Origin of the sequence: Nonomuraea sp. NPDC049607 (assembly GCF_040675375.1) — a bacterium.
Classification (GTDB): domain Bacteria; phylum Actinomycetota; class Actinomycetes; order Streptosporangiales; family Streptosporangiaceae; genus Nonomuraea.
In genome coordinates, this window is sequence record NZ_JBFAOV010000025.1 from 125,295 (window position 1) to 138,931 (window position 13,637).

Annotated in this window: 13 protein-coding genes; 10 read left to right on the top strand and 3 right to left on the bottom strand. The window is 73.5% G+C overall.

What is annotated here, in order from left to right:
• Complete coding sequence (locus tag AB0J97_RS36430) at nt 1-576, bottom strand: sigma-70 family RNA polymerase sigma factor (protein WP_357703212.1); 576 nt, start codon at nt 574-576, stop codon at nt 1-3.
• Nucleotides 577-755: 179 nt separating this feature from the next.
• Here AB0J97_RS36430 and AB0J97_RS36435 point away from each other — a divergent pair, with 179 nt between their 5' ends.
• From AB0J97_RS36435 to AB0J97_RS36480, 10 genes are all read left to right on the top strand, one after another.
• Nucleotides 756-1,472 (top strand): Crp/Fnr family transcriptional regulator, encoded by a 717-nt coding sequence (locus AB0J97_RS36435; protein ID WP_357703210.1) that lies wholly within the window; start codon nt 756-758, stop codon nt 1,470-1,472.
• A gap of 22 nt (nt 1,473-1,494) precedes the next feature.
• Entirely contained in the window at nt 1,495-2,814 is a 1,320-nt protein-coding gene (locus AB0J97_RS36440; protein ID WP_364097475.1) for an oxygenase MpaB family protein, read from the top strand.
• Nucleotides 2,811-6,029 carry an AAA family ATPase gene (locus AB0J97_RS36445; protein WP_357703206.1) on the top strand — a complete coding sequence of 1,073 codons (3,219 nt, stop codon included), beginning with the start codon at nt 2,811-2,813 and terminating at the stop codon, nt 6,027-6,029. Before AB0J97_RS36440 ends, AB0J97_RS36445 begins: the two co-directional genes overlap by 4 nt.
• A gap of 63 nt (nt 6,030-6,092) precedes the next feature.
• A complete protein-coding gene (locus tag AB0J97_RS36450) occupies nt 6,093-7,889 on the top strand; it encodes a glycoside hydrolase family 15 protein (RefSeq protein ID WP_364097478.1) in 1,797 nt (598 codons plus the stop codon).
• A 34-nt stretch (nt 7,890-7,923) separates the two neighbouring features.
• On the top strand, nt 7,924-8,553 hold the full coding sequence (locus AB0J97_RS36455) for an SDR family oxidoreductase (RefSeq protein ID WP_364097481.1): 630 nt from the start codon (nt 7,924-7,926) through the stop codon (nt 8,551-8,553).
• 93 nt (nt 8,554-8,646) lie between these two features.
• Nucleotides 8,647-8,958: a hypothetical protein gene (locus tag AB0J97_RS36460; protein ID WP_364097484.1), complete on the top strand. Its 312-nt coding sequence runs from the start codon at nt 8,647-8,649 to the stop codon at nt 8,956-8,958.
• 189 nt (nt 8,959-9,147) lie between these two features.
• Nucleotides 9,148-9,651, top strand: coding sequence for an anthrone oxygenase family protein (locus AB0J97_RS36465; RefSeq protein ID WP_364097487.1), 504 nt, complete (start codon nt 9,148-9,150; stop codon nt 9,649-9,651).
• Between the two features lie 10 nt (nt 9,652-9,661).
• Nucleotides 9,662-10,012 carry a hypothetical protein gene (locus AB0J97_RS36470; RefSeq protein WP_364097490.1) on the top strand — a complete coding sequence of 117 codons (351 nt, stop codon included), beginning with the start codon at nt 9,662-9,664 and terminating at the stop codon, nt 10,010-10,012.
• A complete protein-coding gene (locus AB0J97_RS36475; RefSeq protein WP_364097493.1) occupies nt 10,009-11,481 on the top strand; it encodes a multicopper oxidase domain-containing protein in 1,473 nt (490 codons plus the stop codon). The genes AB0J97_RS36470 and AB0J97_RS36475 overlap by 4 nt, the downstream gene beginning before the upstream one ends.
• The gene (locus tag AB0J97_RS36480; RefSeq protein ID WP_364097496.1) at nt 11,481-11,840 is read left to right on the top strand and encodes a nuclear transport factor 2 family protein; all 360 of its coding nucleotides are present in this window, start codon (nt 11,481-11,483) and stop codon (nt 11,838-11,840) included. The genes AB0J97_RS36475 and AB0J97_RS36480 overlap by 1 nt, the downstream gene beginning before the upstream one ends.
• 17 nt (nt 11,841-11,857) lie before the next feature.
• On the opposite strand, the gene AB0J97_RS36485 is transcribed toward AB0J97_RS36480, so the two are convergent.
• Together AB0J97_RS36485 and AB0J97_RS36490 are read right to left on the bottom strand one after the other, a co-directional pair.
• Nucleotides 11,858-12,778, bottom strand: a complete 921-nt coding sequence (locus AB0J97_RS36485) for an NAD(P)-dependent oxidoreductase (protein ID WP_364097499.1) — start codon at nt 12,776-12,778, stop codon at nt 11,858-11,860.
• Entirely contained in the window at nt 12,775-13,368 is a 594-nt protein-coding gene (locus AB0J97_RS36490) for a dihydrofolate reductase family protein (RefSeq protein WP_357703188.1), read from the bottom strand. The genes AB0J97_RS36485 and AB0J97_RS36490 overlap by 4 nt, the downstream gene beginning before the upstream one ends.
• Between the last annotated feature and the right edge of the window lie 269 nt (nt 13,369-13,637).

The window sequence follows — 13,637 nt, forward strand, 5'->3', positions numbered from 1 at the left end:
TCAGTCCAGGAAGTCCCTGGTGATCTCGCGGTCCTGCAGGAGGCCGCGCAGCTTGGCGAAGCAGCGGGCCCGGGTGGGGCCGATGCTGCCGACCGGGCGGCCCAGCCTGCGGGCGACGTCCACGTAGTGCGGCTCGGAGGTTTCCGTGAGTGCTCGAAACAGCACGCGCTGGGCCGTGGGCAGCTCCTCGACCAGCTCCTCCAGCGTGCCGGCCAGCCAGATCCTGGCCAGTTCCCTGTCGACGTCGTCCGTGCTGCCGAGCGTGTCGAGATCGGGCGTGCAGATCTCCCGGGTGCGCCTGGTCAGCTTCAGGCACTCGCGGAAGGCGATCGTGGCCAGCCAGCCGGGCATGCGCTGGGGGTCCTCGACGCGCTTGAGGTTCTGCCAGGCCAGCAGCCAGGTGGTCTGGAGCACGTCCTGGGCGTCCTCGTGGCCGAGCCTGAAGCGCCGGATCCTGGACCGCAGCATCGGCGTGAACTCCTCGACCAGCCGCTCCCACGCCTGGGCGTCGCCCTCCTGGGCGTCCGACACGAGAGTGGCGGTGTCGCGGCGCTCCAACGTATCCAACTGCATCATCGTCTCCCCGCCGGCCGGGGTCCTTGGGGGTCAACCTCGTTCGGCCGGCCCCCCAACGGTGCTCCCGGCGGTCCTCGCGCACTGTCGCGGACGACACAGTGCGGGTGTGGCGCTCGTCACATTCGGGAGATCGCTTACCACTTACTGCCCGATCGGCGTTCGCGTCCTAAAGTTCTTCCATGAGCGCCAGCAGCGGGGCGGTTCCGCACGACGTCCAGGCGGTGGCCGCCGTGCTGGCGGAGGTTCCGCTGTTCCGCGTGCTCGGAGAGGCCGGGATCACCGGCACCGTGCGCGCCGGGGTGGCGCGCCGATACCGCAACGGGCAGATCATCCTGCATCAGGGCGACCCGGGCGAGTCCCTGTACGTGCTGCTGGACGGCCTGGTGAAGGTCGTCTTCACCACCGAGCACGGCGACGAGATCGTGCTCAACATGCTGGGCCGCGCGGAGACGTTCGGCGAGATGGCGCTGCTGGACGACTCGCCGCGCTCGGCGTCGATCATCGCCGTGCGGCCCTGCTGGATCTTCGCGCTGCCCAGGGCGCGGCTGCTGGAGCTGATGCGGGAGCATCCCGGGCTCGCCGACGAGTTCCTGCGCATGCTCGGGCAGATGGTGCGCCGGCTCACCGGGCAGGCCGCCGACCTGGCCTTCCTCGACCTGGGCGGGCGCCTGGCCAAGCTGCTGCTGCAACTGTCGGTCAGGCGCGGCCAGGCCCAGGGCCCGGTCGTGGACATGCCGGGGCTGACCCAGTCCGACCTCGCCGCGCTCATCGGCGCGTCGCGGCCGGCGGTCAACCGGGCCCTGCAGTCGCTCGCCGCCCGCGGCCTCATCGCCGTCAAGGGGCGGACCATCACGCTGCTGGACGTCGAGGCACTGCGCAAACGCGGGGGCCTCTGACCAGATCTGGAGTACGGGGAACATGAACGAGCACGAGAAGGCCGCCGCCGAGCGCTGGCCCGCGGAACGTTTCCGGCAATTACGACAGCAGGCCGACCCGGACATCGACAAGATCGTGGCCGGTTACCTGGAGACCAGACCCGACGGTGACAACGCCCTGTCCATGCTGCGCGCGGTCGTGGTGGAGCTGGGCCTCGCCAAGCGGGAGGCGCGGGCGCCCTCGGGCGAGACCGGCCCCTCGGCCATCTTCGACGCCATCGACTTCAACAAGGACCTGCCCGAGTGGGGTGAGGACGCCGAGCTGCTGGCCCGCGGCCAGGCCGTCTTCTCCGACTACGGGCTGTACCAGGCGGTCGCGCTGTTCTGCAAGTGCCTGCCCATGGCCTACGTCGAGGTCTCCAGCGCCAAGGTGCTGGCCGGGGTGTCCGACCTGGCCACCCACAGCCTCACCCGTCGGGTCGCCGAGACCGGCCAGATGCTGGTGGACGTCATGGGCCTCAAGGCCACCGACAGCCTGACCCCGGGCCGTCCCGGGCACACGACGGCGATCGGGCTGCGCATCCTGCACTCCTTCGTGCGCGCCCTGGCCGCCGAGCACTTCGGCGACGACTGGGACACCGCCAGGTTCGGCCCGCCGGTCAACCAGGAACTGCTGCTGGCCACCATCTTCGACTTCTCGGTCGTCACGTGGGAGGCTCTGGAGAGCATGGGGGTGCGCCTCAGCGACGACGACAGGGCCGCCCATCTGTACACGTGGAGCGTCTTCGGCCACCTCATGGGCGTCGAGGCGTGCCGCGACCGGCCGCTCACCCTGCACGACGTGCCGCCGGTCAGCGAACGGCTCGGCCGCCTGTACGAGTCGAGCGAAGAGGGCCGCAGGCTGATGGCCGTGCTGCTGGCGGAGATGGAGGAGTTCATGCACCTGGGCTGGCGCAAACTGCCGCGCAGCCTGGTGCACTGGGTCTTCCGCGACGCCCGCTACAACGCCGCCCAGGTCCCGGCGCTGCTCGACGTGCCGCCGCCGGCGTGGTGGTTCAACGCGCTGTTCGCGGCGGCCAGGGCCGGCAACCGGTACGGCCGCCTGATGGGCCCGGTCGACGCGGTGGTGCGCTGGCTGGTGCGCCGGGCGGGCAAGCACATCGTCATCGCCATGATCGACCGCCACTCGGGCGGCCACGCCGCCTTCCAGATCCCGCAGGAGCTGGCCTCCCAGTGGCGGGTCAGGCAGTCGAAGGCGGCGCGCCGGACGCGCAGGCTGCGCCACAGCGTCCGCAAGGGCGTGCGCAGAAGCGCCGGCCAGGCCGCCAGGGCTCCGGTGCGGAGGGAGGGACAACCCGCGTGAGCACCCCGCACGAGCCGGGCACCCTGACCACGGCGACCATCCTGTTCACCGACGTGGTCAGCTCCACCGCCATGCGGATCAGGCTCGGCGAGGAACGCGCCAACGTCGTCTTCCGCCGCCTCTACCAGCTCCTGCACTCGGTGGTCACGGCCAGCGGCTCGACGTTCACCAAGAGCCTGGGCGACGGGCTGATGGCGGTGTTCGGCTCGGCCACGGCGGGGCTCGACGCGATCATCGCCGTCGAGCAGGCCGTCGCGGCCGAGAACGAGCGGGCGCTGGAGAAGATCTCGATCAGGGCCGCGCTGGCCTCGGGCGACGTGTGCTGGGGGGACGACGACGTCAGCGGGCTGCCCACGGTGGAGGCGGCCCGCCTGGTCGCGGTGGCCGAGGGCGGCCAGGTGCTCTGCACCGACCTGGTGCGCCGGCTGGCCCAGGGCCGCAGCCGCCACGAGTTCAAGGACCTCGGCCGGCTGCCGGGCAAGGGCCTGCGCGAGCCGATGCACACCTACGAGCTCCACTGGCAGAACGCCGACAACCAGCACGCCGGCGGCCTGGCGCCCTGGCTGGACAGCGGGCACGTGCTGCCGTTCGTGGGCCGGGACGAGGAGCTGCGGGCGCTGGAGGAGGAGCTGCGGGCGGCCGAGTTCGGCAGCGGGCTGGTGATCCTCCAGGGCGATCCGGGGGTCGGCAAGACGCGGCTGGCCTCGGTCGTGGCGCAGCGGGCGCTCAAGCGGCAGTTCACGGTGCTGGCGGGGCGGTGCACCGATCCGGCGCGGCAGGCGTACGAGCCGATCGCGGGGGCGGTGGAGCGGCTGGCCCGCACGTCGCCGGCGTTGCTGCTGCGGGCCGGGGTCGACCAGCAGTGCGGGCAGCTCGTCCGGCTCGCGCCCTCGCTGGCGGCTCCCCCGCTGTCGCTGGCCGTGCCGCCCGCCACCGAGCCGGTCTCCGAGCGCTACCACCTGATGGCCGCGGCCCGTACGCTCATCGAGCGCCTGGCCACCGTGCGGCCGGTGCTGCTGGTGATCGACGACCTCCAGTGGGCGACGCTGGAGTCGTTGCAGATGCTGCACTCCCTGATGTGGGACGCCGACTCGCTGCCGCTGCTGATCCTGGCCACCTCGCGCCCGGTGCCGGTCGAGTCGGCGATGCCCGAGCTGCACAAGCTGACCGCCGACGGCCGCGTCGTCCAGGTCTCCTCCTTCGGCATGGACGAGGTCAGCCGGGCCCTGTCGGAGGTGCGCAGCGACGGCGACCCCGAGCAGCTCTACCGGATCACCGGCGGGAACGCGTTCCTGGTCACCGAGGTGGCCAGGGAGCTGTCGGCGGGCGCCGACCTCGACGCGCTGACCGTCCCCGACTCGGTCACCCGCATGGTCCGGGCGCGTCTGGCCCAGCTCCACCCCGACGCCCGGGACCTGGTCAGCCTGCTGGCCGTGGCCGAACGCATGGAGTCGGCCGCGCTGCGCCTGGGCCTCGGCCTGGACGAGGCGCGTTTCGTGGCCGCCGTCGAGGAGGCCATGGGCGCCGGCCTGGTGACCATGGCCGACGGCGGCCAGTGCCAGTTCTCCCACGAGCTGACCCGCACCGCCCTGTACGCCACGCTGTCGGCCCCGCGCGCCGGGCTGCTGCACGGCCGGGTCGCCGACGCCCTGTGCCGGGCCGACCCGCAGGCCATGGAGTCGCGCCCGTACGTCGTGGCCACCCATCTGCTGGCCGCCGCCGAGCACGGCCGCGACCCCCGCCGTACGGCCGAGGCCGCCGAGGCGGGCGTGCAGGCGGCCCGCCACGCGCTGGCCGGGCTGGCCCACCGCGAGGCGGTCACCTGGTACCAGCGGGTGCTCGGCCTGCTGGAGGACTTCCCCGGCGCCTCCCCCGAGCGGCGCGCCGAGCTGCTGATGGACTGCGGCCGGGCGATGTGGCTGGCCGGGCACCCGGAGGCCAGGCAGACCCTGCACCAGGCCGCCGAGCTGGCCAGGGAGTGCGGGCGCGACGACCTGATCGTGGTGGCCGCGCTCGGCGGCGACCGCGGCTTCTCCAGCATCTCCGCCGCCCCCGACCAGCGCCGCATCGCGCTGCTGACCGAGGCGCGCAAGCTGGTGGACTCCACCGACCTGAGCACGCGGGCGCTGCTGGCCGCCCAGCTCGCCTCCGAGCTCATCTGGGCGCCCGACGGCGAGCGGCGCTTCGCGCTGAGCGACGAGGCGGTCGCGCTGGCCCGCAAGTCGGGCGACCCGCGCACGCTGGCCAGCGTGCTCGGCATGCGCAGCCTGACGATCATCCCCGCCGACCCGCTGCACCAGCGCCACCGCGACGGCGACGAGATGCTGGAGGCGGCCCGCCGGACGGGCGACGACCTGGCGCTGTTCCACGCCTACGTGCAGCGCACCCCGCCCGTGCTGGACAGCGGCGACACCGTGCGCGCCGCGACGTTGCTCGACCAGGCCGACGAGCTGGCCCGCCGGCTGGCCCAGCCGCAGCTCAACTGGCTGATCGGCTACTCCAGGGCGGGCCTGACGCTCATGCAGGGCGACCTGGCCCAGGCCGAGTCCGAGGCGCTGTCGGCCATGCGGCTCGGCACCGAGATCGGCCGCCGCCTGGAGGCCGTGGCCATCTACTCCGAGCAGATCTCCGAGATCCGCCGCCTCCAGGGGCGGCTGTGGGAGCTGGGCGACCGGCTGCGCCGCGCCGCCCAGGCGCCCCGGGTGGACCCGGTGCACGCCGTGCTGCGCTACCTGTGCGAGATGGGCGACGAGGAGGCCGGGCCGTTGCTCGACCGCATCCTGGCCGACCGCGGCGGCGTGCCGCCGCGCAACATGGCCCACCGGCCCGCCCTGGACAACCTGGCCGTGGCCGCCGCGCACCTGCGCCGTCCGGAGCTGGCCGAGCGGTTGTACGCCTCGCTGGCCGCCGACGGCGAGACGTTCGGCCACGGCACGGTCGCCCACCACTGCGGCCACCACTACCTGGCCCACCTGTGCGTGACGATGGGCGACCCGCGGCGGGCGAGCGAGCACTTCGAGGCCGCCGCCGAGGTGCACGAACGCAGCGGGGTGCCGCTCATGCTGGCCGAGTCGCTGCTCGACTGGGCCGACCTGCTCGACACCTCCGACGCGGGCGGCCCCGCCCCGGCCGCGCTGCGCGAGTGGTGCGCCTCGCTGCTGCCCGGCCGCGGCGCGCTCCTGCTCGACCGCCGGCTGCCCGCGCACCCCGTTTAACCTGCGACGACATCGGGCAGCCCGGCACGGGGGAAGCGCGATGAAGGGGTACGGGGTTCACGGATGGCCGGGAGATTTCCGCCGATCGGGGCGTACGCATTCCTGTCGGACTGCCACACGGCGGCGCTCGTCGCGCCCGGCGGGGCGGTGGAGTGGATGTGCGCGCCGCGCTTCGACGGCCCGAGCGTGTTCGCGCGGGTCCTCGACCGGGGGCTCGGCGGGGCGTGGGAGTTCGACGTGGCGGGCGCCCGGGTCGACGGGTGCGCCTACGTCGAGGAGACGCTGGTGCTGCGCACCCGCTGGGTCGGCCGCGAGTGCGAGGTCGTCGTGCACGACTTCTTCGCCACAACGCGGCCCGAGGCGGGCGGCGACGGCGTGGTGCCCGTCCGGCTGCTGGTGCGGTGGGCCAGGTGCGAGCGCGGGCGGGCGGTCGTGCGCTCGCGGGTGCTGGCCAGGCCCGACTACGCCACCCGCGAGGGCCGCTGGACGCCGCGCGACGGCGTGCTGGCCGAGGAGTCCGGCATGCTGCTGACCGGCACGCCGGAGCCGGTGGCCGAGACCACGCTCGGCGAGGGCGAGTCGTGGGCGGTCGCGCTCGACTACGCGGGGCAGGGCCACGCGCCCGTCCGGGATCCGGAGCGGCTGCTGGAGGCCACGGTGCGGTCGTGGCGTTCGTGGTCGTCGCGCTCGGCGTACGGCGGGGCGGGGGCGCGGCAGGTACGGCACAGCGCGGTCGTGCTGCGCGGGCTGCTGTTCGACGAGAGCGGCGGGCTGCTCGCGGCGCCCACGACGTCGCTGCCGGAGTGGCTGGGCGGGCCGCGCAACTGGGACTACCGGTACGTGTGGCACCGCGACGCCGCGCTGATGGTGCTCGCGCTGCTGCGGCTCGGCCATCGCGAGGAGGCGGGCCGCTACCTGACGTTCCTGCTCGGGCAGTGCGCGATCCACGAGGGGGACCTGCCGCCGGTGTTCGGCGTCGACGGCGGGCCGGTCGCCGGCGAGACGGTCCTCGGCCACCTGGAGGGGTACGCGGGCTCGCGTCCGGTGCGGATCGGCAACGACGCCGCCGGGCAGCACCAGCTCGACGGCTACGGCCACATCCTCGACGCGGCCCTGGCCTACCACGGCGTGACCGGCGAGCTGAGCGGCGGCCCGGTGCTGTGGCGGCTGGTGGAGCGGGCCCGCGGACGCTGGCGCGAGCCGGACGCCGGCATCTGGGAGGTACGCGGCGGCGAACGCCACTGGACCTACTCGAAGCTGTACGCCTGGGTCTGCTTCGACCGCGCGGTCCGGCTGGCGGAGGCGTCCGGCGAGCGCGGCCTGCCGCTGGCGGAGTGGCGGGCCGAGCGCGAGGCCGTCCGGGCCGAGCTGCTCGAACGCGGCTTCAACACCCGCGTCGGCGCCTTCACCCAGTCCTACGGCTCCGACCAGGCCGACGGCTCGCTGCTGCGGCTGCCGCTGCTCGGCTTCCTGGACGGCGACGACCCCCGCGTGCTCGGCACCCTCGACCACATCCAGTCGCGCCTGGGCGAGGGCGGGGCCCTGGTGCACCGCTATGACCCCGAGACCACCCGCGACGGGGTGGACGGGCCGGAGGGCGCGTTCCTGATGTGCTCGTTCGAGATGGTGTCGGCGCTGGTGCTGGCCGGGCGCACGGCCGAGGCCCGCGACCGGTTCGAGACGTTGTGCGCGCGGGCCGAGCCGCTCGGCCTGTTCGCCGAGGAGATGACCGGCGACGGGCACATGGCGGGGAACTATCCGCAGGCGTTCACGCATCTGGCGCTGATCGAGGCGGCGCTCAACCTCGACGCCTCCGGCACCGTCGAGGCCCTGCACGACTGGGCCGAACACGGAGGCTGATGATGGCCGCCTCGCGGCGGAGGCGGCCGGGAGCGTGCTCGGCGAGCTGGCGGGCTCGGGGCACGTCGTCGTCCAGGCCGACCTGGCCGATCCCGAGGGCGTGCGGCGCATGGCCGACGAGGCGGCCGGGGCGCTGGGCGGGATCGACGTCCTGGTCAACAACGCGGGCCTCTACCATCTCCACCCGATCACCACCACGTCGTACGAGGAGTGGCAGGCCGCCTGGCGCCAGGCGTTCGAGGTGAACCTGCTGGGCGCGGCCAACCTCGCCTGGTGCGCCCTGCGGCACATGCGCGCCGGCGGCCGCATCGTGAACGTCACCTCGCGCGGCGTCTTCCGCGGCGAGCCCGACGCCCCCGGCTACGGCGCCAGCAAGGCGGGCCTGAACGCGATGAGCCAGTCACTGGCGGTGGCGCTGGCCCCGCACGGCATCGCGGTCGCCGCCGTGGCCCCCGGCTTCGTGGCGACGGACATGACCACCGAACACCTCAAGCCGCCCGCGGGGGACGCGATCCGCGCCCAGAGCCCGTTCGGCCGGGTCGGCGAGCCGGACGAGATCGCCGCCGCGGTGCTCTACCTGGCCTCCCCGGCCGCCGAATGGGCCAGCGGCACCGTCCTCGACCTCAACGGCGCCTCCTACCTCCGCCAGGGGCCGTGCCCCTGATCGACGAATTGCCGGAAAACACCTCTTGTTTCGGTGTCGGTGGGTAGCTTGCCACACGAAGGTTCCCGGGACGAGAGAGGAAGACCGGACTCGATGAAAACGCGCAAGCACATCGCACGGCTCATCGTCGGCGCGGGCACGATGGCGGCCGTGCTGGCCGTGAGCGGCGGGGTGGCCCACGCCGCCGGACCGTACCCGTACGCGGGCGCCGACGACGTCGGCCGCCGTCTGACGGTGTGCGCGGACGACCTGATGGTCCGCGACTTCGTCGGCAACCTCCGCCGCGGCCAGGGCTTCACCGTCAAGGGCTTCGACGGCGCGTACAAGGAATGGGTGTACGGCTTCGCCTACGGCAACGTCAACGCCAACGGCTGGGTCGAGAACGGCTGGTTCTGCGACGCCTGACGCCGCACCGTCCGGCGGGGCCCGTGACCAGGTTCGCCCTGGTCGCGGGCCTTTCTCGTGCTCGGCGTGGTAGCGCGACACTACTTCCGGCGTCGTAGTCGCGGCCGGCAATTGATCCCGCTGGGGTAGCGGCAGATGAGTCCGCAGGTGGGACGCCAGGAGGCTCCGGCCGGACGACGATTAACAGTCATGAGAACCCGAGTCAGGTACCTCCACGGCGCCGCGCTGCTGGCGACCGGGCTGCTGGCGGGCGCGTTCGGATACGGTGCGGCCAACGTGGTGCCCACGTTCGGAGCCGTGCCGCTGGACGTGCGGCTGACCTTCCACACCACGATGATGAAGGTCAACGAGCCGGTCATGCAGAGCGCGATGGCGCTGGCCATCCTGACCACCTTCGGCCTGGCGGTCGCCGCGCGCGACCTGCCGCGCAGGCTGGCCTCGGGCGCCGGTGCGCTGGCGCTGGCCTCGTTGCTGATCACGGTGTTCGGCAACATCCCGCTGCACGCGCGGTTCCGGGAGTGGGCCGCCGGTCAGGCGCCGGTCGGCCACGCCGAGATCTTCCAGCGCTGGGAGCTGTTCCACACGCTGCGCACCCTGACCGCGCTGGCCGCCTTCGTGCTGATCGTCGTCGCCGCGGTCGCCGCACGCCCCTCGACCCGTGCCGCGGTCGCCGCGCACCCCTCGACCTCTTAGGAGAACCGTCATGTTCCTGCGTATCGCGCTCGTCGCGCAGACCGTCGCCCTGCTGCTCCAGGCCGTCACCGCCGGGCTGCTGCTGAGCTCGCCGGACGGCCGGGCGGCCCACAGCGCCACGGCCCTGGCCGTCGCGGCCACCGTGCTGCTGTACCTGGTCGCCGCGGTGATGACCCGGCAGCGGGCCGCCATCCTGCCCGCCGTGGGCATGCTGGTGATGACGCTGGCCCAGATGGCGCTGGGCATGGCGCACGTCAAGAGCGTGCACGTGCCGCTCGGCGTGCTCATGTTCGGCGGGAGCCTGGTGCAGACCACGCGGATCTGGGCCGCCGGCCGCCTCCGGACGGCGTCGGCGGCATGACCGGCGTGACCGGCATGACGAGACGTCAGGCGCTGCGGCTGCTCGGCGTGGGCGCGGCGCTGGGCGTCACGGGGTGCTCGCTGCTGACCCGCACCCCGCTGCCGCAGCTCCTGACGAGCACCGCGCCGCTGCCCACGCCGTACGCCGTGCCGCTGCCGCTGCCCGCGGTGGCGAAGCCGTCCAGGACCGACGCGGGCGCCGACTACTACGAGCTCGTCCAGCGTCCGGCCGAGGTGGAGATCCTGCCGGGGCTGCGCACCCCGATCTGGGGGTACGACGGGCAGTTCCCCGGGCCCACCATCCGCGCACGCTCGGGCCGCAGGACCGTCGTGCGCGTCGCCAACAGCCTGCCCGCGCCGACGGTCACCCACCTGCACGGCGGGCACACCCCGCCGGAGTCCGACGGCTTCCCCACCGACCTGGTCCAGCCGGGCGCCCGGCGCGACTACGTCTTCCCGCTGGAGCAGCGCGCGGCCACGCTCTGGTACCACGACCACCGCATGGACCACACCGGGCCGCAGGTCTGGCGCGGCCTGGCCGGCTTCTTCCTCGTGGACGACGACGATCAGGACAAGCTGCCGCTCCCGTCGGGCGAACGGGACGTGCCGCTGCTGATCTGCGACCGGTCCTTCCAGGCCGACGGGACGATGCCCTACCCGGCCAGGCCCGACGGTCCCGGCTCCCGCGAGCCGTTCATGGGCGGCGTGCTGGGCGACGTCATCCTGGTCAACGGCGCGCCCTGGCCGCGGCTCGGCGTGGACCGGGCCCGCTACCGCCTGCGGCTGCTCAACGCCTCCAACGCCCGCACGTACGAGCTGGCCCTGTCGCCCGGCGGCACCCTGACCCGGATCGGCAGCGACGGCGGCCTGCTGGCGGCGCCGCGTCCCGCCCGGCAGGTACGGCTGGCGCCCGGCGAACGCGCCGACGTGATCGTGGACTTCGCCGCCTACCGGGTCGGCGACCACGTCGAGCTGCGCAACCTCCTGGGCGAGGGCCCGCAGGCCCAGGTGATGCGCTTCACCGTCGAGCGCGACGCCCGCGACGACTCGGCGATCCCCGCGACGCTGTCCACCGTCGAGCGTCTCGACCCGGCGGCGGCCACGGCGACCCGCGACTTCGAGTTCAGCAGCGGCGACCTGGGCGGCCACACCGGCTGGCTGATCAACGGCAAACCCTTCGACGTCCGCCGCGTCGATGCCCGGCCCAAGCTCGGCCAGGTCGAGGTCTGGCGGCTGACCAGCGACGTCGCCCATCCCGTCCACCTGCATCTGGCGCCCTTCCAGGTGCTCTCGGTCGGCGGCGAACGGCCGGAGGGCCCACCGGAGTGGAAGGACACCGTCGAACTGCGGGAGGCGCAGACCGTCGAGATCATCACCCGTTTCACCGGCTACCGCGGCCGGTACGTCATGCACTGCCACAATCTCGAACACGAGGATATGGCCATGATGAGCACCTTCGAGGTGGTCTGATGCCCGACTTCCACGCTTTTCTGACGCGGCTGCCGCACGAGCTGGCCTTCAGCGAGGAGGACCCGGCCGCGATCGTGGACCGCTACTACACCCCCGACCTCGAATACCGCAACGACGGCGTCGTCCTGGACCGCCGGAGGCTGATCGACCACGCCGGTCCGGCCCGCAGGAACGCGCGCGAGCTGGACGTCCAGGTCCACGAGACGCTGCTCGACGGCGACCGGGCCGCCGCCCGCTTCACCATGACCGTCCTGACCAGGAAGGACAGGACGCTGCGGATCGAGGCTCACGTGTTCGCCCGGCTCGCCCCCGACGGGCGGGTCCGCCGCGTCGACTCGATCACCCGGACGGTCTCCTGACGCCGCGCCCGGTCGTTCTAACGGGGGTTGCGGGCCCGCCAGGCGACGTAGTCGGCGACCGCCTTGACCAGGTCGAAGGCCGGTTCGAAGCCGGTGTCGCGGGTGAGCCGGGAGATGTCGAGGAACGGATTGTCGCCGGGGCCGCCGGATCTTCCCGGCAGGAGGTCGAGCGGCGGGCCGGGGACGATCGCCCGTACGGCTTCGGCGAGGTCGCGGTTGGTGAAGGGCCTGCCGCTGGAGACGTTGTAGGTGGTGTGCGGCAGCGCCCGCGCGGTCGTCAGCAGGGCGATCGCGCGCCCGGCGTCGGGCGCGTAACAGCTGTCGCCGCCGTCGCCGGCGTGCGGCGGCGGCGGTGACTCGCCGCGGAGCACGGCGCTGATGTACGGCGGGATGTGGTTGAACGGCGACTCCGGGTCCATCAGCGGCCCCCAGATGCTGCCGATCCTGAGCACGACCGGCTGCACTCCGCTCCCCCGCAGGCCCTGCGTGGTCAGGGGCTCGACCGCCTTCTTGAAGGCGACGATCGGGTGCGGCAGGTCCGCGGCGGGCAGCGCGAGCTCCTCGTGCCACCGGCTTTCCGGGCGTCCGGCGTAGACGCCGAGGCTGCCCGCGACGGCGAACCGGCGCACCCTCCGGACGCGGGCCACCTCCAGCGCGTTGAGCAGGCCGGTCGTGTCGGTGCGGAAGAAGTCCAGCGGGTCCTCGCCGGGGATGCCGCCGGCCAGGTGGACGATGTCGCCGACGTCGTGGCGGGCGGCCAGGGCCAGGAAGGCGTCGCGGTCGGTGACGTCGAGCGGTTCCACGGCGACCCGGCCGGCGAGGAAGGAGGGGACCTCGGTCCGGCGGTGCGTGGTGACGACGACCCGGTGTCCGAGGTCGGCGAGCGCGCGGGCGGTGTGCGCGCCGATCATGCCCAGCCCTCCGGTGACGAGGATCATCGGGTCACCTCGTAGCGCAGGTGGGTCACGCCCGGCGCGGGGACGACCTCGGCCAGGCGCAGGCGTACGTGCCCGGGAAGCTCCTGGAAGAACGGCCGGCCGCCGCCGAGCAGGACGGGCACCTGGTGCAGGACCACCTCGTCGACGAGGCCCGCCTTCAGCGCCTCGGTGACCATCCCCCCTCCCATGAGGCCGACGTCCTTGCCGCCGGCGGCCTCACGGGCGGCGGCGATCGCGTCCTGGATGCCGGTGCTGACCAGGGTCTGGCGGTCGGTGATCTCCGGCGCCGGGCGGTGGCTGAGGACGACCAGCCGCACGCCCGGATGGGGGCCGCCGCCGCCGAAGTGGTCGGAGTCGTCGTAGGTGTGGCGACCGGCGACGACCGCGCCGACGCGGGCGGCCAGGGTGTCGAAGAACCGGGCGCTGGGCCCGCTCAGTTTGAACCCGTCGAAGACCTGGCTGGGGGTGTCGCCGTCGAAGTACCAGTCGAACAGCGTGCTCCCGTCGCCGAGGCCGCGTCCGGCGCCGGGGTCGCGGCCGGTGATGTAGCCGTCGACCGACACGGCGTGGGCGCTGATGACCTTGCTCATCTCTGTGATCCTTTCCGGGGTTCCCTGAGGAGACTTCACGACCGTATCACTCGGAGTTCCCTCAGGGAACCGTGAAAGTGTCGGGAAGCCGTCGTCGCCGGAAAGTCTCGTCGCGCCGCCGCGCGCCCGGCAGATGCAGAAGTGGACGATCGGCGATGACGAACGTCCAACGCCCCAGCCCCCCCCCCCCCGGCGGGGGGGGAAAGGCCCCCCCCCCCCCAAACCGGGAGCGGGGCACCCCCCCGGGGGGGACGCGGGGGGTGCCGCCC

Excerpts from the sequence above, each read along its gene's own strand:
- AB0J97_RS36430 (WP_357703212.1), bottom strand. The coding sequence starts at position 576 with ATGATGCAGTTGGATACGTTGGAGCGCCGCGACACCGCCACTCTCGTG.
- AB0J97_RS36435 (WP_357703210.1), top strand. The coding sequence starts at position 756 with ATGAGCGCCAGCAGCGGGGCGGTTCCGCACGACGTCCAGGCGGTGGCC.
- AB0J97_RS36440 (WP_364097475.1), top strand. The coding sequence starts at position 1,495 with ATGAACGAGCACGAGAAGGCCGCCGCCGAGCGCTGGCCCGCGGAACGT.
- AB0J97_RS36450 (WP_364097478.1), top strand. The coding sequence starts at position 6,093 with ATGGCCGGGAGATTTCCGCCGATCGGGGCGTACGCATTCCTGTCGGAC.
- AB0J97_RS36460 (WP_364097484.1), top strand. The coding sequence starts at position 8,647 with ATGAAAACGCGCAAGCACATCGCACGGCTCATCGTCGGCGCGGGCACG.
- AB0J97_RS36465 (WP_364097487.1), top strand. The coding sequence starts at position 9,148 with ATGAGAACCCGAGTCAGGTACCTCCACGGCGCCGCGCTGCTGGCGACC.
- AB0J97_RS36470 (WP_364097490.1), top strand. The coding sequence starts at position 9,662 with ATGTTCCTGCGTATCGCGCTCGTCGCGCAGACCGTCGCCCTGCTGCTC.
- AB0J97_RS36475 (WP_364097493.1), top strand. The coding sequence starts at position 10,009 with ATGACCGGCGTGACCGGCATGACGAGACGTCAGGCGCTGCGGCTGCTC.
- AB0J97_RS36480 (WP_364097496.1), top strand. The coding sequence starts at position 11,481 with ATGCCCGACTTCCACGCTTTTCTGACGCGGCTGCCGCACGAGCTGGCC.
- AB0J97_RS36485 (WP_364097499.1), bottom strand. The coding sequence starts at position 12,778 with ATGATCCTCGTCACCGGAGGGCTGGGCATGATCGGCGCGCACACCGCC.
- AB0J97_RS36490 (WP_357703188.1), bottom strand. The coding sequence starts at position 13,368 with ATGAGCAAGGTCATCAGCGCCCACGCCGTGTCGGTCGACGGCTACATC.